Below are 20,875 nucleotides of genomic sequence, written 5' to 3'. Positions count from 1 at the left end.
TTTTGTACAAAGGAACGATTTATGCGCACGATATATTCAACACTACTTCTTTCATTTCTGATGCTCTTAAGCCCTGCAGTGTTTGCAGACAGCCCAACTAAAGCTGAGCTTTACGATGGCATTGAGATTACGGTTAACATCAATACCGCGACAGCAGAAGAGCTATCAGCACTACTGGTTGGTGTTGGTGACAAAAAAGCCCAAGAGATTGTCGACTACAGAGAGCAGAACGGGGCATTTACTACTGCTGATGATTTGGCGAGTGTCAAAGGGATAGGTGAAGCGACGGTTGAAAAGAACCGTGAAAGAATTCAGCTTTGATCCATTTTTTTGTTGATTAGAAATGAAATGATAGCCATGAAGCCCCCGACCAGAGCACCTGCTAGGTGGGCTTCAATTGCGACACGAGCGTTAATCAGTTCGCCAGTCGTGCTAGAGGGGCCAACAAGCTGCTCCCAAGCGATTTTAGCTACTAACCCCAACACTAATAGCCAACTAGATTTCCTGCCGTTTAAAGCCTCTCTGAGCGCGAATAAGCCAAACAACCCATGCAAAGTGCCAGATAGGCCAACATAGATCTGAATACTCGAAAACAACAGAGCGATCCCAGTCACTAGACTAATCACAAGCAGAGCAAGAACAAGCTGTTTTTTACTCGGTTGAAACAGATAGCTGATGATCCATAAGCCTGCTAGATTCATCAGAAGGTGCGAGTAGTTGGTATGTGAAAAGTTTCCTGTTAGGATCCGCCACCATTGCCCCTCGGCAATCGCATTGCTATCCCATACGACCCAAGCTTGTATTGGCTCAAATTGGAATAAGACGCATAAAAGTGAAGTGAAAATTAAAACAGGGTACACATTAAATCCATGTCTCGTTATTGCCCCCAATGCAGCAAGGCTTTGAAAGCTTGTATTTGTCAGTGGGTTACACCACTCGAATCGAATGTTGAGCTTATCATTCTTCAGCACCCATCAGAAGAGCACCGTCCGATGGGAACCGCGCGTATTCTCTCGTTATCTCTAAAAAACAGCGTGACGCTTGTTGGTGAAGACTTTTCAGACAACGAACAACTGAACGCATTGCTGGCCGATGAACAGTACCAACATGTGATTTTATACCCAAGTGAAAATTCTGTGCCTGTTGAGTCGGCAACATACCCAAGCAAGAAGCTACGTGTGATTTTATTGGATGGGACGTGGAAGAAAGCATTCAAGGTGTGGCAAGTGTCGAATAACTTGCATGCGTTGAACACGGTCCACTTACCCAAAGATCTCAAGGGTAATTACCGAATTCGCAAAGCACCCAGTGAAAACAGCCTTTCAACCGTTGAAGCTGGCTATCATTTGCTTAGCTTGTTAGAGAGTGATGGCGATTTTAGCCCTTTGCTAATGGCATTTGACCAAATGATTCAGTTTCAAATCAATCAAATGCCGCCGGGTGTATTTGAGAAAAACTACTTAGATTAAGCCGTTTTAGTAAAGTGAGTCAGGAATTAAAACTCGGTATGAGCCGAGAACAATTGCTGATGCATCTTCTGCGCAAGATCATCAGTCATCGATGAAATGTAATCCGCAATCACGCGCATTTTTCTTGATTCATCTTGATGCTGTAGCCATTGCTTCTTGATGGGCAGTGGCAACAAGCGTTCAGGATCTGCGCTGAATGCTTCAAACATATCCATGATGATCTGTTGGCCTTTGTATTCGATGACTTGAACCTGTGGCACTTGAATCACGAACTCGCTGACAAAGTGTTTCAGCTTATCGAGTGTGCCATCCATGCTCGGTTCAAGCACCGCATTGTAAGCCAAAAGCACATTCTCAAAGTTAGCATCCACTCGCTTAATCGAGATGCTGGTCAACAGGGCGTTGACTATCCCACCAATGGCATCCTTTCGACGATACTGTTCACCAGAGAAAAGCATCTCTGTAATAGAATCTAGGTGTTCACAAATCCATGGGTCGGCCATCTCTTTCAGTTGAGGATAAGCCGATTCGACCCACTGGGCTTTGGTCACAGAACCAAGCACAATCGCATCTTCTAAATCATGCACGCCATACGCGATGTCATCAGCCAACTCCATGATCGAACAATCCAGCGACTTATATTTGGTCTTGTTATGTTCAAGTGGCTCGGTGTGTGTTTTTCTTTTCTGTTTTAGGAGCTGTTGGTCGCTGCTTGAAAGCGGCTCAAGCACCCAGTTAAACAGTTCTTCATCATGATCGTAGATGCCTTTTGCTGGCATCCAATCTTTAGCACGGAGCTGTCGTTGATGCTTAACGGGCTCAGACTGTAATTTAGCTTGAACCTCACTAAGCAGAGAAGGGTACTTAATCAGACCTAACAAAGTGCGTCGAGATAGGTTCATCCCGTGATGTTCAGTGTAAGGTTCTAGCTGTGTGACAATACGAAACGTTTGAGCGTTGCCCTCAAAGCCGCCGTGGTCGCGCATCATGTAGTTGAGTGCGACTTCGCCACCATGTCCGTATGGTGGATGACCGATGTCGTGAGCCAAACACAGTGAATCAATCAAACTGTCTGAGGGCAATAGGTCTCGAAATTCGGGTTGCTTTTTCTTCAATTGAGCGACGATACCGGTGCCAAGCTGAGCGGCCTCAAGAGAGTGAGTAAGACGCGTTCGGTGAAAGTCGTTGACCGTGGTGCCATGGATCTGGGTTTTCGCTTGTAAGCGACGAAAGGCAGCAGAGTGAAGCACGCGCGCACGGTCGCGTTGATACGGGCTGCGGTGATCATCCCGTCTTATTTTGTGTTCATCGTCATTTCGATGCTGCCATTCTTGTTCGAGTACAAAGGGTGGTTCGAGTTGAGAATTCAAAATAGCACCTATCAAATTGATTTTATTTAGCTAATTAAAAACAACTTATACCCAGCTAGCTTATCTCGTCTAGTGATAATTCAAAGCTCGGCGCAAATGTGGTGAGAAAGTAGTCCATTTCTGGGCTTTTGCGTTGTTCGAGTGTCTCTTCCAGTCGGCGCTTGGCTTGCTCGTATTCATGATTGCCCGCACTGAGCTCTTCCAAGCATTTCAGGTAAGCACAGATAGTATCTGCCTGCTTGACGATGCTTTGTTCTTCTTTACTTGCGGTACCAGATATTAAGAAGGGGGAGAAGTCGTCTCGGAACTCTTCTGGCAACATCGAAAGCAGTCTTTGTTCTGCTGCGGCTTCTATCTTCTTATACTCTTGTGCAATGTCCGGGTTGTAGTATTTAACAGGCGTTGGCAAATCCCCTGTCAGTACCTCACTGGTGTCGTGGTACATGCCAAGCAGAGCAATGTGCTCGGGGTTAAGCTGACCATCAAACTTCTTGTTTTTGATCAGCGCTAAAGCGTGTGCCACGAAAGCAACCTGTAGGCTATGTTCTGAAATGTTCTCGCTTGAGACCGATCGCATCAGGGGCCAACGTTGAATTAGCTTCATACGTGCGAGATGGGCAAAGAAATGGCTCTGCTTCATAAGTGTCCTTTCTAAAGAGTGCTCAACTCGTATTTTGTGTTTGCACAGGCATACGAGACAGCGGATACAAAAAAGGTTCCTAAACAGGAGCCTTTTAAGCATAGAAGTGAATGAATACAAGTTAAAGTCTTTTAAAACAGCAAATTGTAGCCATCTTTCTCTGTGCTTATTAACCTTCGACGAGGTCGTCTTGGCTGTAAGTCTGCAAGAAGCGCTCTAGACGACCAATCGCGATTTCTAGATCTTCGATGTGCGGCAGAGTCACGATGCGGAAGTGGTCCGGTTTCGGCCAGTTGAAGCCAGTACCTTGAACCAATAACACTTTCTCTTGCTTAAGGAAGTCGAGTACAAACTTCTGATCGTCTTTGATGTTGTACATGTTGGTGTCGATTTTAGGGAACAGGTACATTGCACCTTTCGGTTTCACACAAGAAACGCCAGGGATCTTGTTGATCAGTTCCCATGCACGGTCACGCTGTTCAAGCAGTCGACCACCTGGAAGAATCAGCTCATTGATACTCTGATAGCCACCGAGTGCAGTTTGGATAGCGTGTTGCATCGGAACGTTGGCACACAAACGCATTGAGGCCAGCATTTCTAGCCCTTCTACATAGCCTTTCGCTAGATGTTTAGGGCCTGTTAAGAACATCCAACCACCACGGAAACCACATACACGGTAAGCTTTAGATAGGCCGTTGAACGTGACCATTAGGACGTCTTCAGCAAGCGTTGCTACTGAAGTGTGTACCGCACCGTCGTAAAGTACTTTGTCGTAGATTTCATCAGCGAAGATGATCAAACCGTGCTCACGAGCAATCTCAACCACTTGTAATAGGAAATCACGGCTGTATACCGCGCCCGTTGGGTTGTTCGGGTTGATAAGAACGATGCCGCGCGTCTTTGGTGAGATCTTTGCGCGCATGTCGTCTAAATCTGGATACCAATCAGCATCTTCATCACACATGTAGTGAACCGGTGTACCACCAGAAAGCGCAACAGACGCTGTCCATAGTGGGTAGTCCGGAGCGGGAACTAAGATTTCATCACCATTATCCAGTAGCGCTTGCATAGACATAACGATAAGCTCTGATGCGCCGTTACCAATGTAAACGTCTTCTACATCAAGGTTACGTAGGCCTTTTTTCTGGTAGTGCTGAACAACCGCTTTGCGGGCTGAATAGATGCCTTTTGAGTCGCAGTAACCTTGAGATGTCGGTAGGTTACGGATTACGTCAACAAGGATTTCATCAGGGGCGTCAAAACCAAATGGGGCGGGGTTACCAATATTAAGCTTTAGTATTTTATGCCCTTCTTCTTCCATGCGCTTAGCATGTTTGAGTACAGGCCCCCTGATTTCGTAGCATACGCTGTTGAGTTTTGACGACATCCCGATATTTTGCATTGCCGATTTCCTGAAATTAATTTAAATACTTTATTAAAGTACCGCAAAATGGCGTTTGATAGAATAAAAATCTGATGAATGTCGCATTTCAGTGTCACGTTTAGCCTTTTTGTTGTCACTCTTTTCTAAATTTTAATTAATCGCTTTCTTGGTTATTGGCTAAGATGAATAAAGGGGCGGGATCGCTTAAAATCACAGGAATGTTGAAAAGATATAGTACATTCTTGATCTAAGTGGGTACTGCCCATAAAGTATCAAACTAATATAATAATAATTTAGATGTGAACGAGGTCGATTTGTCACATTTCCAGCAAACTATCTCCGCTTTGATTGAGCGAGTACAAAATGCCCAAGCAAGCGAAGTTCGTTGTGTTGAAGTTCTAACGCAAAAACCATCGTTTGCATTTATAGAATGGCTTCATGCTCAACCGCTCTTTCCTAAGTTCTACTGGCAGTCACGCGACACTCGTGAAGAGGTTGTTGCGCTCGGACAGTTACATACGTTTTCAGATCCTGCACCCGCGTACGCGATTCTTGGTGAAGACCAACGAATCTGGGGTGGACGCTCGTTTGACGGGCACACCGCAAAGAACCGTCGCTGCATGGAGTCGTTTTTCTTCCTTCCTCAGGTTGAATTGATCCGCTTTGACAATACTTGGTCGCTGGCGGTTAATTTGTCCCCTGATCGCGTTTCTTCTATTAATGCTTTGAATAAGCTTTCTGGAGAAGCCGCGATATTGGCGCCTTTGTCTGCCCATATTGAACAGATCAATCACGTTCCAGAAAGAGAGCAGTGGGGCAACCTTGTCGATAAAGTGCTGCAAGGCATTAGCGACGAAGAGTACAAAAAAGTCGTTTTAGCGCGTAAAACCACACTGCAGCTCGATGCGCCTATCTGCGCAGCTCAATTACTTAAAGCCAGCTATCTGCAAAATCACCACAGTTTCCACTTTATGTTGGTGCTGGATTCTAAACACAGTTTCATTGGCTCGACACCAGAGCGCTTATATAGCCGACATGGTACGGAGCTCGATACCGAAGCGCTTGCTGGAACCATTGGTCGCGGAGAGAACGCTACTGAGGATATGGAACTGGCCAACTGGCTTTCTCAAGACAGCAAAAACCTCAATGAGAACCAGTATGTGGTCGACGATATCATTGAGCGTCTCACTCCTCATTCTCAAACGGTCCATGTTGAAAAGGATGCGCGTCTAGTGCGCTTGCGTAAGGTGCAGCATTTGAAGCGTAATATCCATGCTCAGCTTAATAATGGTGTTAATGGTGTGCAGTTGCTTGCTGCCTTACAACCAACTGCTGCGGTGGCGGGTTTACCTCGTAAAGAGGCGATGGATTTCATTCTAGAACACGAGCCGTTTGCTCGAGGCTGGTATGCAGGGTCTGTAGGCTATATCAGTCATCAGCGAGCGGAATTCTGCGTAGCGATTCGCAGTGCCTTGATTGTAAACGATCAAGTACAACTGTTTGCTGGCGCGGGGATCGTGCCGGGATCGGTTGCCGAACATGAGTGGCAAGAGCTGAACAAGAAGATGTCTACTCTGCTTAGCTTAATTTCAGATCACCCTCCATTGGGTGTCGCGTCATGAATCACGACCAAGCCGTATTAAACAGAGTCTGGTGTCACACGTTACTTGAAGAGCTTGCGCGCAATGGCGTTGAACATGTTTGTGTTGCGCCGGGCTCTCGCTCAACGCCGTTAACTCTCGAAGCTGAAGCCAACTCCAAGTTAACCTTACACACGCACTTTGATGAGCGTGGTCTTGGATTCTTAGCTTTAGGTTTAGCAAAAGCAAGTGATAAGCCAGTTGCGGTGATTGTGACATCAGGAACTGCTGTGGCGAATTTGCTTCCTGCGACGGCTGAATCTGGGCTGACACGAGAGAAGCTGATCTTGCTGACTTCTGATCGACCAGTCGACTTGGTCGACTGTGGTGCTAATCAAGCGATTCAGCAGCATGGTATCTTTTCTTCCCATGTAGAAAGTGCTTTAAACCTACCAAGCCCAACCACACAGATTTCTTTGAATTGGCTTCTGACATCGGTTGATAGCGCGCTTGCGAAACAACGCAATGTGGGCGGTGCGATTCACATCAATTGTCCGTTCCCAGAGCCGCTCTATTCTAAGAACAGTGCTGACATGTATGCTGACTACACCAACAGTATCGCTGGGTGGAGCTCGTCAACAACCCCGTATTCTAATACCTGTTTACCCAACCATTTGACTGTACAGCCGATAGCGCCGGGCGATTACCTAGCGCGTAAAGGTGCGGTGATTATTGGTTCGATTGATAAAGGAGCGGCAACAAAAGCGCAGCAGTTTGCTTCGGCTTTGGGCTGGCCAATTTTCTGTGATCCTCAATCGGGCGTGAGCAGTGATTGGAAGCATTATGATCTGTGGTTACAGAGTGACTCAGTCAAAGAGCAACTCAACCAGTGTGATTTCATTCTTCAGTTTGGTGAGCGCATTGTTTCTAAGCGATTAAACCAATGGGTTAAGTCACAAGCGGCTTGGTTCGATTGCACGCAATATGTCGTGGTTTCACCTGATGCGCACCGTATAAATCAAGACCATCTGCCTCAAACTCATATTGTTGCCAATATTGAGTCATGGATAACAGATCAACACCTGCCAACATTGTTAGGCAAACATTCGGGTTGGGCGACGCCTTTAATCGAGGTGGCCAATACCGTTCAGCAACTTGCATTCGCGCAAATATCCAATAATGACCAACTGACAGAGTTGAGTGTTGCGGTTGACTTGTCGTCTAGACTTAAAGACAGAGAGTTGTTTGTGGGAAACAGCTTGATGGTAAGGCTGGTGGATATGCTGTCGTCAATATCTGCGAATCGGGTTTACAGCAATCGTGGTGCATCGGGCATTGATGGCTTGGTGGCAACGGCTGCGGGTGTAGTGAAAGCTAACCAAAATCCCTTATTGATGTTGATTGGTGATACTTCTTTGCTTTACGACCTCAACTCACTGGCTCTGCTGACTCATAATTTAACGCCGATGGTTATTGTTGTGACCAATAATGATGGTGGTGCGATCTTTGATTTATTGCCGGTACCAGAACAGCAGAAACAGTCACTTTATCAAATGCCTCATGGTTTCAGTTTTGAACACGCAGCTGCGCAATTCCAGTTGGGGTACGCTGCGCCAGAAACCTTGAACTGCTATCAAAACATTATCGAACAACATTTCGAACAGGGTCAGGGTACCTTGCTCGTGGAAGTTAAGACGCCTCCCGAACAAGCGTCTACTTTGCTGAAACAATTCAGTTCAATGCTCACCGAGGCATTAGCCTAAGGACTTTACATGCTTTACTCCGATTATTACCCAGCTGTACAAGATTCTTCTGACAAACCTTTGCTTGTTTTCTTACATGGTTTACTCGGAAGCGGGGATGATTGGAGTGCATGTCATCCATTCCTTGAGGATTTTCCTCTCCTTTGCATAGATTTACCCGGACACGGACAAAGTCGCTTTATCGATCCGGTAGGGTTTGATCATTGCTGCAAGAAAATTGTCCAGTGCATCACATCTCAACTGGCTCTCAACGATCTTCCTGCCGATTATCCTATCGTAGTGATTGGGTATTCTATGGGCGGAAGGCTCGCAATGTATGGGGTGACAAGCCCTTGCTTTGAGACGCTCAATCTAGAGAAAGTCATCATTGAAGGTGGCAACTTTGGCTTGGAATGTGATGAAGAAAGAGCACAAAGGTTAGTACATGATACGCAGTGGGCTGTTCGCTTTGCACAGCAGTCGATTGAAGATGTTTTAGACGATTGGTATCAACAAAGCGTCTTTTCTTCACTAAATCATGAGCAAAGACAAACTTTGGTCATAAAGCGTAGTGGTAACCTTGGAGTATCCGTAGCAAATATGTTGTTATCTACTTCGTTAGCTAAGCAACCGGATTTACGTGCCACATTGAAATCTCATGAGCATTTATTGCATTATGTATGTGGAGAAAAAGATCGTAAATTCATGGAGCTAGCTGAGAATAGTGGCTTTGAATATAGTCAGGTGGATTACGCGGGTCATAATGTTCATTTTGAGCAACCTGAGCTGTTTTCTAACCTGATAATCCAATGTATCGCCAGTCGTCGTTAATCTGACTGAGCGGTTCTCTCGTATCAAGCACTATCAAAAGCAGAGCAACACCGTCACGACTACTCGTTAGTCGTGGTCTCTAATAGAACAATGGGAATCACCATGGCTAAAACAGTAGGCATCACAGAAGAAGAACTTTACGCGGCAGTTAACTGGAGCGATGAAAGCAGTCAATACGAAGATATTCAGTACCACAAATCTGACGATGGTATTGCAAAAATCACGATTGCACGTCCTCAAGTCCACAATGCGTTCCGTCCACAAACCGTAAAAGAGATGATCAACGCACTGGCTGACGCTCGTTACGACGAGAAAGTAGGCGTGATCATTTTGACGGGTCTTGGTGAGAAGGCGTTCTGTTCTGGTGGTGACCAAAGTATTCGTGGTGACTACGGCGGCTACCAAGATGATTCAGGTACACACCACCTGAACGTACTTGATTTCCAACGTCAAATTCGTACTTGTCCAAAACCAGTTATCGCAGCGGTATCGGGTTGGGCAGTAGGCGGCGGTCATGTACTTCACATGATGGCAGACCTTACTATTGCTGCTGAAAACGCGCAGTTCGGTCAGACGGGTCCTAAAGTGGGTTCTTTCGATGGCGGTTGGGGTGCTTCTTATATGGCTCGTATCGTAGGTCAAAAGAAAGCACGTGAAATCTGGTTCTTGTGCCGCTTCTACGATGCACAAGAAGCACTGGACATGGGCCTTGTAAACACCGTTGTTCCTGTTGCTGACCTAGAAAAAGAGACAGTTCGTTGGTGTCGTGAAGTGCTTCAACACAGCCCAATGGCACTGCGTTGCTTGAAAGCGGCACTGAACGCTGACTGTGATGGTCAAGCAGGCTTACAAGAGTTGGCTGGTAACGCAACCATGATGTTCTACATGACAGAGGAAGGCCAAGAAGGCCGCAACGCATTCAACGAGAAACGTCGACCGGACTTCGACAAGTTCCCGCGTAATCCATAGTCTTTCTCCTCTTCAAAATGAGTCGCTAATAGCGGCTCGTTTTGTTTTGATGTTCCCCGTTTTTTAGGAAACTTTATGAACTCAGTGAATTCTCAGCGTCACGCTAAACTTTACCGTTATCAATTACCTATGGATAGTGGTGTGGTTCTTCGTGACAATAAGTTGAACGAACGTGTTGGCTATATCATCCAACTTGAGTGTGATGGTAAAACTGGTTTTGGCGAAGTTGCGCCTTTGCCCGGTTTTAGCCAAGAAGATGCCGAACAAGCTGGCATTCAGCTTCAACACGAATTAGAGCTTTGGAGCCACAATAAGCCTCAAACGCCTTTCGACGAGCTGTATCCTTCTGTCGCGTTTGGCTTTTCAATGGCGATGATGGAATTGCGAGGCGATCTTAACGCTCAAGGTAACTACCAAGCGGCGCCTTTGTGTACAGGCGATCCAGATGAACTGATTCCTGTATTGAATGAGATGGTAGGCGAGAAGGTCGCGAAAGTGAAAGTCGGCCTCTACGAAGCGATTCGCGATGGCATGTTGGTTAGCTTATTCCTTGAGTCGATCCCTGATTTGACTCTAAGACTTGATGCCAACCGTGCGTGGAAGCCAGAGAAAGCGAAGCAATTCATTAAATACATTTCGCCGTCAATGCGCCAGCGTATAAGCTTTATCGAAGAGCCTTGCCAAAAGCCAGAAGACAGTTTGGCCTTTGCCATTGACCATGGTGTGGCGATTGCGTGGGACGAGACACTGCAAGAAGCGGTGCGCAGCCCGGAATTTGATCTTAGCGACCTTACTGGTGTTAAAGCAGTCGTGATCAAGCCAACTCTTATTGGTTCTGTCGAGCGTTGCGTGGCAATCATTGAGCGAGCACAGAAGCTTGGAATGAAACCTGTATTGAGCTCAAGCATTGAGTCGAGCCTAGGTCTGACTCAGATTGCTCGTCTGGCGCAGCAATATTTGCCAAATGAAGTGCCGGGGTTGGATACGATTGGCTTGTTCAAGCAGCAGCTAGAGGTTTCTTGGCCGGGCTGTCAGTTGCCTGTCTCTACGCTTGAAAAGCAACAATTGATTTGGTCTTCTTAGACCGAGCTATTTGAATGGCTATTTAGTTAGCTTAACAAGTTCTTAATCTATTTTTGGTTATCATATGATGCGCCCACAATCTAATCATCCCCCGCTCTGGGTAAAGTGGGCGCAGCAAAACCCACTTCAACCAGCGTTAGTGACCACTCACCGCACTTATACTTGGCAGCAAGTGTTTGTGTTGGTTAGTGAGTACCAACAACAGCTATCTCATCAAGGCCTATCTGAAGGTGATGTACTGACGATTGTTGGTAAGAATCAAGCTGAAGTGATCCCTGTTTATCTTGCCGCACTCAATTTGGGTGTGGTTTGTGCGTTTACGATGCCTCAGCCTAGTTTACGCCTGAAGCAAAAGCTCGATTCCTTATATCAAGCAGATCAACAGAGCTACCTTTGGCTCTTGGGCAATAGCGGAATAGAGCAATCAGAGACTGCCGATTTGAATACTCAGTTGGTGACCTTGCCTTGCCTAAGTGAACTGAAGTTTGATGGTGATGATGAGCAGATAACGACACCTCAAGAATCCAATTTCAATCCGCAAAATCTAGCGAGCATCGTATTCACTTCAGGTTCTACCGGAAACCCAAAAGCGGTCGCTCATACACTTGAGCAGCACCTATGCTCTGCGTCAGGGCTGCTTGAGGTGTTTCGTTATCAACAAGGTGACACGTGGTTACTGAGTTTACCTATGTACCATGTGTCGGGGCTGGCGATAGTTCATCGTTGGTTGGCGGCTGGTGGTTGCATCAAAATAGGCACAGGTCAGCTTGAAACCGATATAGAAGAATGCAGTCATGCTTCATTGGTCGCTACTCAACTACATCGATTGTTAAAGAGTAAGCAAGCACTTACTTTAACGCATGTACTTTTGGGTGGTAGTCATATACCAGAAGCACTTGGGCTCGAAGCTCAACAAATGGGCATCGAAACATGGCTTGGATACGGCATGACTGAAGCGGCTTCAACCGTGACTGCGAAGCCCGTTGATGCCGGCAGCACCGCCGGTTTTGTCCTTAACCATCGCCAGCTAAAAATTGAAGAACAACGTATCTTTATTGGTGGCGAGACGCTCGCGTCCGGGTATTACTATCAAGGTAACTTAACGCCATTAGTTGATAAGAGCGGTTGGTTTGATAGCAAAGATCTTGGTGAGTGGCTTGGCGAACAAGTGTCGATTATTGGCCGTGCCGACAACCAGTTTATTTCTGGTGGTGAGAACATTCATTGCGAAGAAATTGAGCGAGTACTCAATCAATTGTCTGAGGTTAATCAGGCTTTTATTGTTCCCATTGAAGATGATGAGTTCGGATTTCGACCTGCAGCGATTGTCGATTGTGCTGAGTTGCCAACCAAAGAGTGGTTTATCGAGCAGTTAACTGGTCGTCTTGAACGGTTCAAATTTCCTATTGAGTATTATCGAATGCCTCAGCAGGAACAACATGGTATTAAGGTTTCGCGCGCTGGATTGGCGCAGTGGTTACAGCAGACCCGTTCTAAATAGAGCGAAGAGCAATAAAATGAAGCGCAATACACGGTGACTAGTCGTAATTGCGCTTCAGGGGGGTGTGACGGTGGTGAAGCCGTCACAAATTCTAATTATTTATCGTGTCATTCAAGATTTGGCGTTAAGCGAGTGCCTTCTTCATTTGTTCAGCGACTTTATCTACCTTACCTAGACCAATGATAACTTGTAGACCACCTTTCCCAACCGGTACCACACCTGCCGCACCGAGTTTCTTCAGTTTCTCGCTGTCTGCTGCACCTGAGTCTTTCACAGTTAAGCGTAGACGAGTAATACAGTTATCGACTTCTAGAATGTTGTCTGCACCGCCAACCGCTTCAATGTAGCTGTTGGTTAGGTTAGCCAATGCTTCTGGCGTTTCAGTTTCTTTTTCTGCTTCCATCTCTTCACCACGACCTGGAGTACGTAGGTTGAACTTGATGATAGCGAAGCGGAAAATACCGTAGTAAAGCGCGAAGAACACCACACCTTGAACCAGTAGCATGTACCAGTTAACCGCGAGTGGGTTTTGGCTTGATAGTACTAGGTCAACGAAACCAGCAGAGAAGCCGAAGCCTGCCATCCATTCCATGCTTGCTGCAATGTAAAGCGATAGGCCTGTTAATACTGCGTGCAGTAGGAACAACACGGGTGCTAGGAACATGAAGCTGAATTCTAGTGGCTCTGTGATACCCGTGAAGAATGAAGCCATAGCTGCCGCAAGCATGATTGCGAATACTTGGTTTTTGTTTTTCGCATCAGAACAGTGATACATCGCCAATGCTGCTGCTGGTAGGCCAAACATCATGATAGGGAAGAAGCCCGCTTGGTACATGCCAGTTTTACCTGGAATACCCGTACCGTTAGCGATAGATTGCGCGCCGCCTAAGAAGTTTGGAATGTCGTTAATACCAACAACGTCGAACCAGAACACAGGGTAAAGAGCGTGGTGCATACCTACTGATAGGAACAAACGGTTGAAGAAACCAAACAGACCAGCACCCACCGCACCCATGCTTTCTAGTTTAATACCCAGAACGATCAGAGCGTCGTAAACAGCTGGCCAGATGTAAAGTAGAGCAAAAGAGAGAGCCATACCTGCGATTGAGGTCAGGATAGGAACCAAACGCTTACCGCTGAAGAACGCTAGAGCTTGAGGAAGTTCAACCGTTGAGTAGCGGTTGTAGATCTCAGCAGAGATGATACCCACAATGATACCTACGAATTGGTTGCTGATTTTGCCAAATGCCGCAGGCACTTCACTGAGTTCAACATCCATTAACTGAGCAACAGAGCCCGGAGCAAGTAGCGTGGTGACGACGAGGAACATCACAAAGCCAGACAGTGCCGCAGAACCATTCTTATCACGGCTCAAACCAAATGCGACACCCACCGCGAATAGAACCGCCATGTTGTCGATGATCGCGCCACCAGATTTGATCAAGAATGCGGCTAAGATACTTTCAGAACCCCAACCAACAGGATCCAACCAATAGCCGATCCCCATAAGGATTGCTGCAGCTGGCAGTGTGGCTACGGGAACCATCAATGCCTTACCTACTTTTTGCATATACCCGAGTATATTCATATGTGCCCCTAAGTTTGTAATTAATTTTTTTAATGTTTCTGCTCGTCAACGTATGGAGTCAAATATTGATCGAGGCAGGATTTTAAGTAACTGCGGTTATTAAAAACTTATTTCTTAATGCAAACAAACGAAACGGGTAGTAGTATGAATTAAAATTTTTAATGCATGAGTTCGTATGGCTAACCATCAATCTTTACTTAGAAATCTTCATACTTTTAATGTTGCTGCAGAGAAAATGAGCTTTACGCTAGCGGCTAGAAAGTTGCATTTGACTCAGGGAGCCGTTAGCCATCGAATCAAAGTGTTAGAAGGTGAACTCGGATTTAACTTGTTTGTGCGAGGGACTCGTAAACTGGAACTAACGGAAGAAGGTCAGCGCTTTCAACGAACGTTATCCAAGTCGTTAAGCTCTATTTTTGGTGAGATCGAAGACATTACCAACACAGACTTGTATGGACAGATCAATATCGGTACCAGTCCTGCATTTGCCAACAGTTGGTTACTGCCGAGGTTGGCTGATTTTAAACAGCGATACCCAAAGTTTAATCTCAATATTTTCTCGCAAGAAGAGCAGGATTTTCATCAAAATCATCTCGATGTCGCTATTTACTATGGTGCTGAAAATCTCAAAGACATGCATCGACAGCGCCTGTTTGGTGAAAAGTATATTCCGGTATGTACACCGAGTTACGCGGCTGAACACGACATCTTTGATGATGGCTTAGAATCGCTGCACCGGATTAATTTCATTCATGCACTAGGGTCAGATGTATGGCAGCGTTGGATTAAACACCACGGCTTAGATGTGAACTTGTTTGAGCAATTTTACTGTGTGAGCCACCGGGATATGGGCGTAAGAAGTGCCCTCAGCAATATCGGTGTCGCGATGGGGCGCTATCATTTTGTTAAGCAGTATGTTCAGACTGGCGAGCTCATAACACCTTATCCGAGCATGGATACAGACCAAGGGTATGACTTAATCTGCCCGTTAGGCACGGAAAAACGACCTAAGGTAAGAACCTTTATTAAGTGGTTAGAAGGGCAGTTGCGTTAGGTTAGTTAATTTAGCAATTAGATAGTTCAAAACAGAATTTATTATCTTTATAACCATCCATCATAATAAGCCATATAAATAACGGATTATAGAATAAGGTCTTATTATGAAAATTGCCCTCACCATTGCGGTTTTACTGCAGATAGGCCAAGCGGTTACTTCGTCAGGGTTGACTCGTTCGTTGGCTGAGCTCACCGCATTTGTGTTGGTTGTGGTACTTGTTTTAATGAAAAGAGAGAGCAAGAAGAGTGATAAGCCCCTGTTTGATTCGTGATTGTTACAACAAAGAATACCCTTACCACAAACGATAAAGGCAAAGCCCATTGGAGCTTTGCCTTTTTGTTTTTCTGCTCGCTAACCCGAGTGTCTAGGTAACCAGACAATCATCTAAAGCGTTTCTATGCGGGCTAAGCGAGAGTTAACCACGCCAATGAACCCGTTGAGATCATGACCCACATTGTAATACCAAACATCAGTGGTTTCGGCCCTGCCGCTTTTAACTTCTCAACTGAAATACCACAGCCAATTAAGAACAAACACACGACCAGTGCTCGCTTAGACACATCAAAGATTCCTTGATAGACCATCTCAAATTGTGGCAGTAAGTCACTCACCGCGATAGCGGCGCAATAGAAGAAAATGAAGTAGGGAACCGTAATCTTCTTTTGATCGTTCTTGAAGATCATCGCACTAATTAAAGCGATTGGGATGATCCAAAGTGCGCGAGCGAGCTTCAATGTTGTCGCTGTCGTCAGTGCTTCTTCGCCATACGCTGAAGCTGCACCTACTACAGAAGACGTATCGTGAATCGCTATCGCTGCCCAAGTACCAAATGTTTGTTGGCTGAGCTCAAGCGCGTGACCAATCATCGGGAATAAGAATAGAGCAACCGAGTTCAACACGAATACGGTAGCTAATGCCAAGCCAATCTGTTCATCGTCTGCTTTGATCGCGGGTGCCACTGCTGCTATCGCGCTACCACCACAAATCGCGGTACCAGAAGATATAAGATAGCCCGTAGTGCGGTCTAGCCCCATTTGTTTCGCCAAGAACCAACCAATGACTAATGTACCGATAATCGTAGTTACAATGAGCCCAATACCATCGCCTGTTACTGCTAATGCTTTTTCAAACTGAATACCAAAACCCAAGCCAACAATAGAGTAGGCCAGTAGCTTTTTGGTAAGCTTGCCGACTTCCAAGTGTTCAGGGACTAATCCTAAACTAGCAAGCAGGAAACCGATAACCAGGGCTGTCGGTGAGCTAACCCAAGGCGTTAAGCAAAACAGTGCAGCAAGATAAAATGGAACGGACTTTTTTAGGTTCATTGTATTTAGAGTCTTGTTTTGTTGTGGCGTTATTGTGATGAGACCACTATACGTTCAATAAAATGATAAGTAAGTCTAAATGAATTGAACAAACGTTAAGGAAAACTTAACGCTTGTTCAACTGATATGAATAAAGGGCTGGTTAACTAGCGTAATGATCCGCGAAGGTCAGAGACTGACTGTCGAAGCGTTTCACAAGAGGCTTGTTTAGGTGAAATCGGCTCGCCAGCTTCTATCTCTAGCTTAGTCCAGAAGCGAGTGGGTAACCCTTTGCAGGCACGGCCTTTGTAACGACTAAAGTAGCTACCCCATAATCCTTTAAGAGCCATAGGAATCACTGGGACAGGGGAACGTTTGATGATCAGCTCCATACCACGCATGAACTCAGCCATTTCGCCATTAGAGGTGAGCTTTCCTTCTGGGAAAATACACACGATGTGATCTTCATGCAGGGCACGCTCTACTTCTTTGAAAGCGTTTCGAATCGAGTTGCGGTTGGTCGCGGAGATTGGAATCACCCCAGCTCTTTTCAAGAAGCGTCGAATTGGCGGCAACTTGGTGTAATCCTCTTCCATCACAAAACGGATCAAGCGAGGGCAAACCGCACTCAGCAGCAGTGCATCCATATAACTCACATGGTTGCAGACAATCAACGCACCGCCCTTTTCTGGCAGGTGATGTAAGTTCTTATGTTTAACTCTGTACATGGTGTGAGTGACCACCCACGTAAAGAAGCGGAAAGCGTAGATAGGCACCTGATAAAACAGGTACAGCATCACCAAAGTGTTGCCCACTGCGAGCAAGATAAACAGCTGCGGAATTGAAAGATCTAGAACACTAAGGCAAACAATACCTAATACCGCACTTCCCACCATGAACAGTGAGTTGTAGATATTGAGCCCGGCAATCACTTGGGCACGCTCGTCGGGCTTGGCACGTAACTGCATCAGTGAATACAGAGGAACAATAAAGACACCACCAGAGATACCCAGAAGCAGAAGGTAAGCAAACAGTGGCCACAGCTCTGAGTAGGTTACGAATTGATGGAAAGAACTAAAGTCAGGCAAAGACTCCGGGATGGATATCGCCATCAGAAGACCGAAGATCGAGATACCTAAGCTGCCCATTGGCACGATGCCGATTTCAATTCGGTGATTAGATAACTTATCACAAGCTAAAGAGCCGATTGCAATGCCTACCGAGAATAGTGCCAGTAAAAAGGCGACGGAGCTTTCAGTGCCGTTTAGATGCAGTTTAGTGAAGTTGGGAAACTGAGTTAGGTAAGCCGCACCAAGGAACCAGAACCAGCTGATAGACATCAGAGCTTGAAAGGTCGGGCGATCTTTTTTTGCAATCGCCAGTGTCGCGCGGGTCAGTTTTACAGGTTGCCACTTTACTTTAAGGTCTGGTGCATTACTTGGCGCTTGTGGGATAAACCAGCTTGATACATAGCCAAGCACGGCGAACGAAACAATACACACCGCAGCAATGAGCTTCGCGCCTTCTTCAGATGCAATGATGCCTGCGCCGAGAGTACCAATCAGGATCGCTAAGAATGTACCTGTCTCGACGAGAGCGTTACCAGATACCAGTTCTTTTGTTTCTAATTGTTGTGGAAGCAGGGCGTATTTCACCGGGCCAAAGAAAGCACTCTGCGTTCCCATAAGGAACAGGAGCAGAAGTAATATTCCGTAGCTTTCGTAGATGAATCCGATCGCACCCAGTGACATGATCACTACTTCGAGGAGCTTAACTTTACGGATAAACCACGATTTTTCGTATTTGTCGGCCAGTACACCAGCCAAAGCTGAAAATAGGAAGAAGGGCAGAATAAAAAGGCCAGCGGCCAAATTAATGAATAGATTGCTGGAAATAGGCAGCGTGTCTACGCTTGCGAAAGCAACAAACAGTAACAGGACATTTTTGAATATGTTGTCGTTAAAGGCTCCTAGAAATTGGGTAATAAAGTAGGGTAGGAACCTTTTTTGCGTTAACAGCGAAGATTGGCTGCTGTTGTTCATTGTCTTTCCTTGGATGATTACCAGTTGGTTAAGTAGTTTGAGACTAGGTTATTGATCAGCTCTTTACCATCAATAGGCTCAGAGGCGAAAAATTTATCATCAACGCTAAGTAGAGTAATTCCGTGTACTCCAGACCATAATACACGGCTGGCTTTAACGACTTCGCTTTTCGTATGTTCAGGAGCAATCGCTACTAGCAACTGTTCTAGCATGCCTGTCATTCTATCGATGCGGTTCGATTGCCATTCAGGAAGGTTTTCACCGTTCATGTTGTGCTCAAAGATAAGCTGCCAACGGTGAGGGTGTCTCTGTGCAAAATCGTGGTAGCAGTAGGCAAGGTTGAATAGAGCTTGTTGAGGGTTGCTCGATTGTTCAACAGTTGCAGCGGATTCTGACGCCAGTTCATCTAATGTTTGAGCGACCACATGCAAAAGCAGTAGGTTGTAATTACCAAATACATTTACTAAGGTACTTGGAACGTAACCAATCATATTGGCGATTTTACGTAGACTTAGCTCGTGATAAGAGTGCTCTTCTAAGAAGTCGGTCACCGTTTTTAAGGTTAATTGCACTAATTGTTCGCGAGTATGATCGTTTCGTCTTGCCATGGGTACTTTCTATTAAATGAACATCGTTCAATATTTTAATGCTGCCCCAGAGTGCCGTCAATCCCTTCGCTAGTTTAGTAATCAATTAATAGCCGCAATATTATGATACATGTGTAAACACGGTGAATATTTCATTGTTCTTTGTTAACGAGTATGATTAAGGTGTCGAAAGATAAAAAACCTATAAAGGATAATAATGAAACGATTTTTCTCACTAGTCGCGATCCTGTTGGTAACAGTCGCGGTGACGCCAATCGCGGAAGCGAAAAAGTTTGGTGGTGGTAAGTCATTTGGCAAAAGCTTTAAAACGGCTCCAGCACCAAAACAACAAAACACGAATTCGATCCGTCAAGATCAAACGGGTAAGAACACAGCAGCTAACTCTAGCAAGAAAGGCCTTATGGGCGGTCTGCTAGGTGGTTTACTTGCTGGTGGTCTTTTAGCTGCATTCTTTGGTGGCGCATTTGAAGGTATCCAGTTCATGGATATTCTGATTATGGGTCTGATTGCTTTCCTAGCGTTTAAATTCCTACGCGGAATGTTGGGCGCGAAGCAGGGCTCAATGAATCAGCAGAATGCACGTGGTCAACAGCCAGCATTCGGCGGCATGGGTCAGAACAAGTTTGAACAACCTAAGCAACAACCAAATGTTCATAACTTCGAGCAAACACAACCTCAATCACAAGGCGCTGCTGGTGGTTTCGGTTTTGGTGCACAAAGCGATGTTCCACATAACTACCCACCGGGCTTTGATCAAGCGGCATTCATCAATGGTTCTCGTGAGCACTACCGTACACTGCAAGGTGCATGGAATCACAACGAGCTAAACACGATTGAAGAATACGTATCTCCAAGCCTATTTGAAGACCTAAAAGCTGAGCGTAATAAGCTAGACGGTGCTCAGCACACAGACGTAATGTACGTTGATGCTGAAATAGTTCGCGCAGACCACGATGGTAGCAAAGCACAGCTAAGCCTTCAGTTTAGCGGTCGTTACCGTGACACAGCGGATGGCGTTGAAGAAGATATCACTGATATCTGGCATCTAGAGCGTGACCTAACAACTAACAATGCACCTTGGTTAATTGTTGGTATTCAAGGTTAATTCCAGGATTTAACTCAACATCAATAGGATGTAGTTATTCGGAATAACACCAAATAATAGAAAGCCCCTGCTGAGAAATCAGCAGGGGCTTTTTTGCGTCTAATGATATGTATCTTAGTTAAAGATTGGATTAACCTGAGACTAACTAACTAACTAACTAACTGATTTTATTGGATGTAATGAGTAATGACAAAGTTCTTTGAACCCGTATTGGAGCCTGAGGTTACTTTGCAGCAGAAACAGATAATTGCGAACGAATGCGAAGAACATGTATCGAGCAATTGTTTAGGCTGCGCTGCTTATCTGGTTTGTGAGCGTCATGCTGAAGTATGGGATCACTGATGTTTGAATGATTTAGCTCGATTAGTTATTTGTAGTAGCGGGTTAGTGTTTAGGAAGTTGAGGGTTGTTTTAGAAGACACGTTTAGTAAGAGATAAAGCTCAGAAACGAAAAAAGCCAACTCAATGAGTTGGCTTTTCGATTTTCCAATTAAGGAGAATATGGTGGAGGGAGACGGATTCGAACCATCGAAGGCAGTGCCGGCAGATTTACAGTCTGCTCCCTTTGGCCACTCGGGAACCCCTCCAGGGTGTGTCTTACT

The 20,875-nt window shown here is 45.6% G+C and carries 19 protein-coding genes and 1 tRNA gene; 11 read left to right on the top strand and 9 right to left on the bottom strand.

All coding sequences use genetic code 11. The features are described from left to right. Positions 1 to 21: 21 nt before the first annotated feature. Complete coding sequence (locus tag AB4482_RS14585) at positions 22 to 321, top strand: ComEA family DNA-binding protein (protein WP_102432832.1); 300 nt, start codon at positions 22 to 24, stop codon at positions 319 to 321. Here AB4482_RS14585 and rrtA read toward each other — a convergent pair. Further along, positions 312 to 860, bottom strand: a complete 549-nt coding sequence (rrtA, locus tag AB4482_RS14580; RefSeq protein ID WP_102432831.1) for a rhombosortase — start codon at positions 858 to 860, stop codon at positions 312 to 314. The two genes, AB4482_RS14585 and rrtA, sit on opposite strands and share 10 nt — an antisense overlap. Before the next feature lie 9 nt (positions 861 to 869). On the opposite strand from rrtA, the gene AB4482_RS14575 reads away from it, so the two are divergent. Then, a complete protein-coding gene (locus tag AB4482_RS14575) occupies positions 870 to 1,469 on the top strand; it encodes a tRNA-uridine aminocarboxypropyltransferase (protein ID WP_372181124.1) in 600 nt (199 codons plus the stop codon). 26 nt (positions 1,470 to 1,495) lie between these two features. On the opposite strand, the gene AB4482_RS14570 is transcribed toward AB4482_RS14575, so the two are convergent. From AB4482_RS14570 to AB4482_RS14560, 3 genes are all read right to left on the bottom strand, one after another. Continuing rightward, complete coding sequence (locus AB4482_RS14570; protein WP_048616031.1) at positions 1,496 to 2,839, bottom strand: anti-phage deoxyguanosine triphosphatase; 1,344 nt, start codon at positions 2,837 to 2,839, stop codon at positions 1,496 to 1,498. Positions 2,840 to 2,894: 55 nt separating this feature from the next. Next, positions 2,895 to 3,479 carry a 5'-deoxynucleotidase gene (gene yfbR, locus AB4482_RS14565; protein WP_017080360.1) on the bottom strand — a complete coding sequence of 195 codons (585 nt, stop codon included), beginning with the start codon at positions 3,477 to 3,479 and terminating at the stop codon, positions 2,895 to 2,897. 169 nt (positions 3,480 to 3,648) lie between these two features. Beyond that, positions 3,649 to 4,881: a pyridoxal phosphate-dependent aminotransferase gene (locus AB4482_RS14560; RefSeq protein WP_048613093.1), complete on the bottom strand. Its 1,233-nt coding sequence runs from the start codon at positions 4,879 to 4,881 to the stop codon at positions 3,649 to 3,651. Between the two features lie 296 nt (positions 4,882 to 5,177). On the opposite strand from AB4482_RS14560, the gene AB4482_RS14555 reads away from it, so the two are divergent. The 6 genes from AB4482_RS14555 to menE all read left to right on the top strand — a co-directional run bounded on the left by AB4482_RS14555 (position 5,178) and on the right by menE (position 12,569). Continuing rightward, a complete protein-coding gene (locus AB4482_RS14555; protein WP_372181122.1) occupies positions 5,178 to 6,485 on the top strand; it encodes an isochorismate synthase MenF in 1,308 nt (435 codons plus the stop codon). Then, positions 6,482 to 8,206 carry a 2-succinyl-5-enolpyruvyl-6-hydroxy-3-cyclohexene-1-carboxylic-acid synthase gene (gene menD / locus AB4482_RS14550; protein ID WP_372181120.1) on the top strand — a complete coding sequence of 575 codons (1,725 nt, stop codon included), beginning with the start codon at positions 6,482 to 6,484 and terminating at the stop codon, positions 8,204 to 8,206. The genes AB4482_RS14555 and menD overlap by 4 nt, the downstream gene beginning before the upstream one ends. Before the next feature lie 9 nt (positions 8,207 to 8,215). Further along, positions 8,216 to 9,016, top strand: a complete 801-nt coding sequence (gene menH / locus AB4482_RS14545) for a 2-succinyl-6-hydroxy-2,4-cyclohexadiene-1-carboxylate synthase (RefSeq protein WP_048661466.1) — start codon at positions 8,216 to 8,218, stop codon at positions 9,014 to 9,016. Positions 9,017 to 9,118: 102 nt separating this feature from the next. Further along, a complete protein-coding gene (gene menB / locus AB4482_RS14540; RefSeq protein ID WP_017060170.1) occupies positions 9,119 to 9,985 on the top strand; it encodes a 1,4-dihydroxy-2-naphthoyl-CoA synthase in 867 nt (288 codons plus the stop codon). A gap of 75 nt (positions 9,986 to 10,060) precedes the next feature. After that, complete coding sequence (gene menC / locus AB4482_RS14535; protein WP_017060171.1) at positions 10,061 to 11,068, top strand: o-succinylbenzoate synthase; 1,008 nt, start codon at positions 10,061 to 10,063, stop codon at positions 11,066 to 11,068. A gap of 64 nt (positions 11,069 to 11,132) precedes the next feature. Beyond that, positions 11,133 to 12,569: an o-succinylbenzoate--CoA ligase gene (gene menE / locus AB4482_RS14530; RefSeq protein WP_017060172.1), complete on the top strand. Its 1,437-nt coding sequence runs from the start codon at positions 11,133 to 11,135 to the stop codon at positions 12,567 to 12,569. A gap of 124 nt (positions 12,570 to 12,693) precedes the next feature. On the opposite strand, the gene nagE is transcribed toward menE, so the two are convergent. Beyond that, on the bottom strand, positions 12,694 to 14,139 hold the full coding sequence (gene nagE, locus AB4482_RS14525) for an N-acetylglucosamine-specific PTS transporter subunit IIBC (protein ID WP_017064077.1): 1,446 nt from the start codon (positions 14,137 to 14,139) through the stop codon (positions 12,694 to 12,696). Positions 14,140 to 14,332: 193 nt separating this feature from the next. On the opposite strand from nagE, the gene AB4482_RS14520 reads away from it, so the two are divergent. Together AB4482_RS14520 and AB4482_RS14515 are read left to right on the top strand one after the other, a co-directional pair. Beyond that, positions 14,333 to 15,211 (top strand): LysR substrate-binding domain-containing protein, encoded by an 879-nt coding sequence (locus AB4482_RS14520; protein WP_017064076.1) that lies wholly within the window; start codon positions 14,333 to 14,335, stop codon positions 15,209 to 15,211. 106 nt (positions 15,212 to 15,317) lie between these two features. After that, the gene (locus AB4482_RS14515; RefSeq protein ID WP_372181118.1) at positions 15,318 to 15,485 is read left to right on the top strand and encodes a hypothetical protein; all 168 of its coding nucleotides are present in this window, start codon (positions 15,318 to 15,320) and stop codon (positions 15,483 to 15,485) included. A gap of 133 nt (positions 15,486 to 15,618) precedes the next feature. Here AB4482_RS14515 and AB4482_RS14510 read toward each other — a convergent pair whose 3' ends face one another. The 3 genes from AB4482_RS14510 to AB4482_RS14500 all read right to left on the bottom strand — a co-directional run bounded on the left by AB4482_RS14510 (position 15,619) and on the right by AB4482_RS14500 (position 19,168). Beyond that, complete coding sequence (locus AB4482_RS14510) at positions 15,619 to 16,539, bottom strand: YeiH family protein (protein ID WP_017060176.1); 921 nt, start codon at positions 16,537 to 16,539, stop codon at positions 15,619 to 15,621. Between the two features lie 146 nt (positions 16,540 to 16,685). Then, positions 16,686 to 18,560, bottom strand: coding sequence for an MFS transporter (locus tag AB4482_RS14505; protein ID WP_372181116.1), 1,875 nt, complete (start codon positions 18,558 to 18,560; stop codon positions 16,686 to 16,688). A gap of 17 nt (positions 18,561 to 18,577) precedes the next feature. Beyond that, entirely contained in the window at positions 18,578 to 19,168 is a 591-nt protein-coding gene (locus tag AB4482_RS14500) for a TetR/AcrR family transcriptional regulator (protein WP_048613073.1), read from the bottom strand. A gap of 196 nt (positions 19,169 to 19,364) precedes the next feature. Between AB4482_RS14500 and AB4482_RS14495 the strand changes: the two genes are divergently transcribed. Next, on the top strand, positions 19,365 to 20,273 hold the full coding sequence (locus AB4482_RS14495; protein WP_371721892.1) for a Tim44 domain-containing protein: 909 nt from the start codon (positions 19,365 to 19,367) through the stop codon (positions 20,271 to 20,273). A 502-nt stretch (positions 20,274 to 20,775) separates the two neighbouring features. Here AB4482_RS14495 and AB4482_RS14490 read toward each other — a convergent pair. After that, positions 20,776 to 20,860 (bottom strand) — tRNA-Tyr (locus tag AB4482_RS14490). Positions 20,861 to 20,875: the final 15 nt, after the last annotated feature.

The organism is Vibrio sp. 10N.222.55.C7 (assembly GCF_041473335.1).
GTDB lineage: Bacteria > Pseudomonadota > Gammaproteobacteria > Enterobacterales > Vibrionaceae > Vibrio > Vibrio crassostreae_C.
This window is presented reverse-complemented; position numbering and strand designations above follow the sequence as displayed.

Bases quoted from the DNA above. Each gene is read 5' to 3' on its own strand.
- AB4482_RS14585 (WP_102432832.1), top strand. From the start codon at position 22: ATGCGCACGATATATTCAACACTACTTCTTTCATTTCTGATGCTCTTA.
- AB4482_RS14500 (WP_048613073.1), bottom strand. From the start codon at position 19,168: ATGGCAAGACGAAACGATCATACTCGCGAACAATTAGTGCAATTAACC.
- menE (WP_017060172.1), top strand. From the start codon at position 11,133: ATGATGCGCCCACAATCTAATCATCCCCCGCTCTGGGTAAAGTGGGCG.
- AB4482_RS14575 (WP_372181124.1), top strand. From the start codon at position 870: ATGTCTCGTTATTGCCCCCAATGCAGCAAGGCTTTGAAAGCTTGTATT.
- menB (WP_017060170.1), top strand. From the start codon at position 9,119: ATGGCTAAAACAGTAGGCATCACAGAAGAAGAACTTTACGCGGCAGTT.
- nagE (WP_017064077.1), bottom strand. From the start codon at position 14,139: ATGCAAAAAGTAGGTAAGGCATTGATGGTTCCCGTAGCCACACTGCCA.
- menH (WP_048661466.1), top strand. From the start codon at position 8,216: ATGCTTTACTCCGATTATTACCCAGCTGTACAAGATTCTTCTGACAAA.
- menD (WP_372181120.1), top strand. From the start codon at position 6,482: ATGAATCACGACCAAGCCGTATTAAACAGAGTCTGGTGTCACACGTTA.
- AB4482_RS14560 (WP_048613093.1), bottom strand. From the start codon at position 4,881: ATGCAAAATATCGGGATGTCGTCAAAACTCAACAGCGTATGCTACGAA.
- AB4482_RS14505 (WP_372181116.1), bottom strand. From the start codon at position 18,560: ATGAACAACAGCAGCCAATCTTCGCTGTTAACGCAAAAAAGGTTCCTA.
- AB4482_RS14495 (WP_371721892.1), top strand. From the start codon at position 19,365: ATGAAACGATTTTTCTCACTAGTCGCGATCCTGTTGGTAACAGTCGCG.
- yfbR (WP_017080360.1), bottom strand. From the start codon at position 3,479: ATGAAGCAGAGCCATTTCTTTGCCCATCTCGCACGTATGAAGCTAATT.
- AB4482_RS14510 (WP_017060176.1), bottom strand. From the start codon at position 16,539: ATGAACCTAAAAAAGTCCGTTCCATTTTATCTTGCTGCACTGTTTTGC.
- AB4482_RS14520 (WP_017064076.1), top strand. From the start codon at position 14,333: ATGGCTAACCATCAATCTTTACTTAGAAATCTTCATACTTTTAATGTT.
- menC (WP_017060171.1), top strand. From the start codon at position 10,061: ATGAACTCAGTGAATTCTCAGCGTCACGCTAAACTTTACCGTTATCAA.
- AB4482_RS14515 (WP_372181118.1), top strand. From the start codon at position 15,318: ATGAAAATTGCCCTCACCATTGCGGTTTTACTGCAGATAGGCCAAGCG.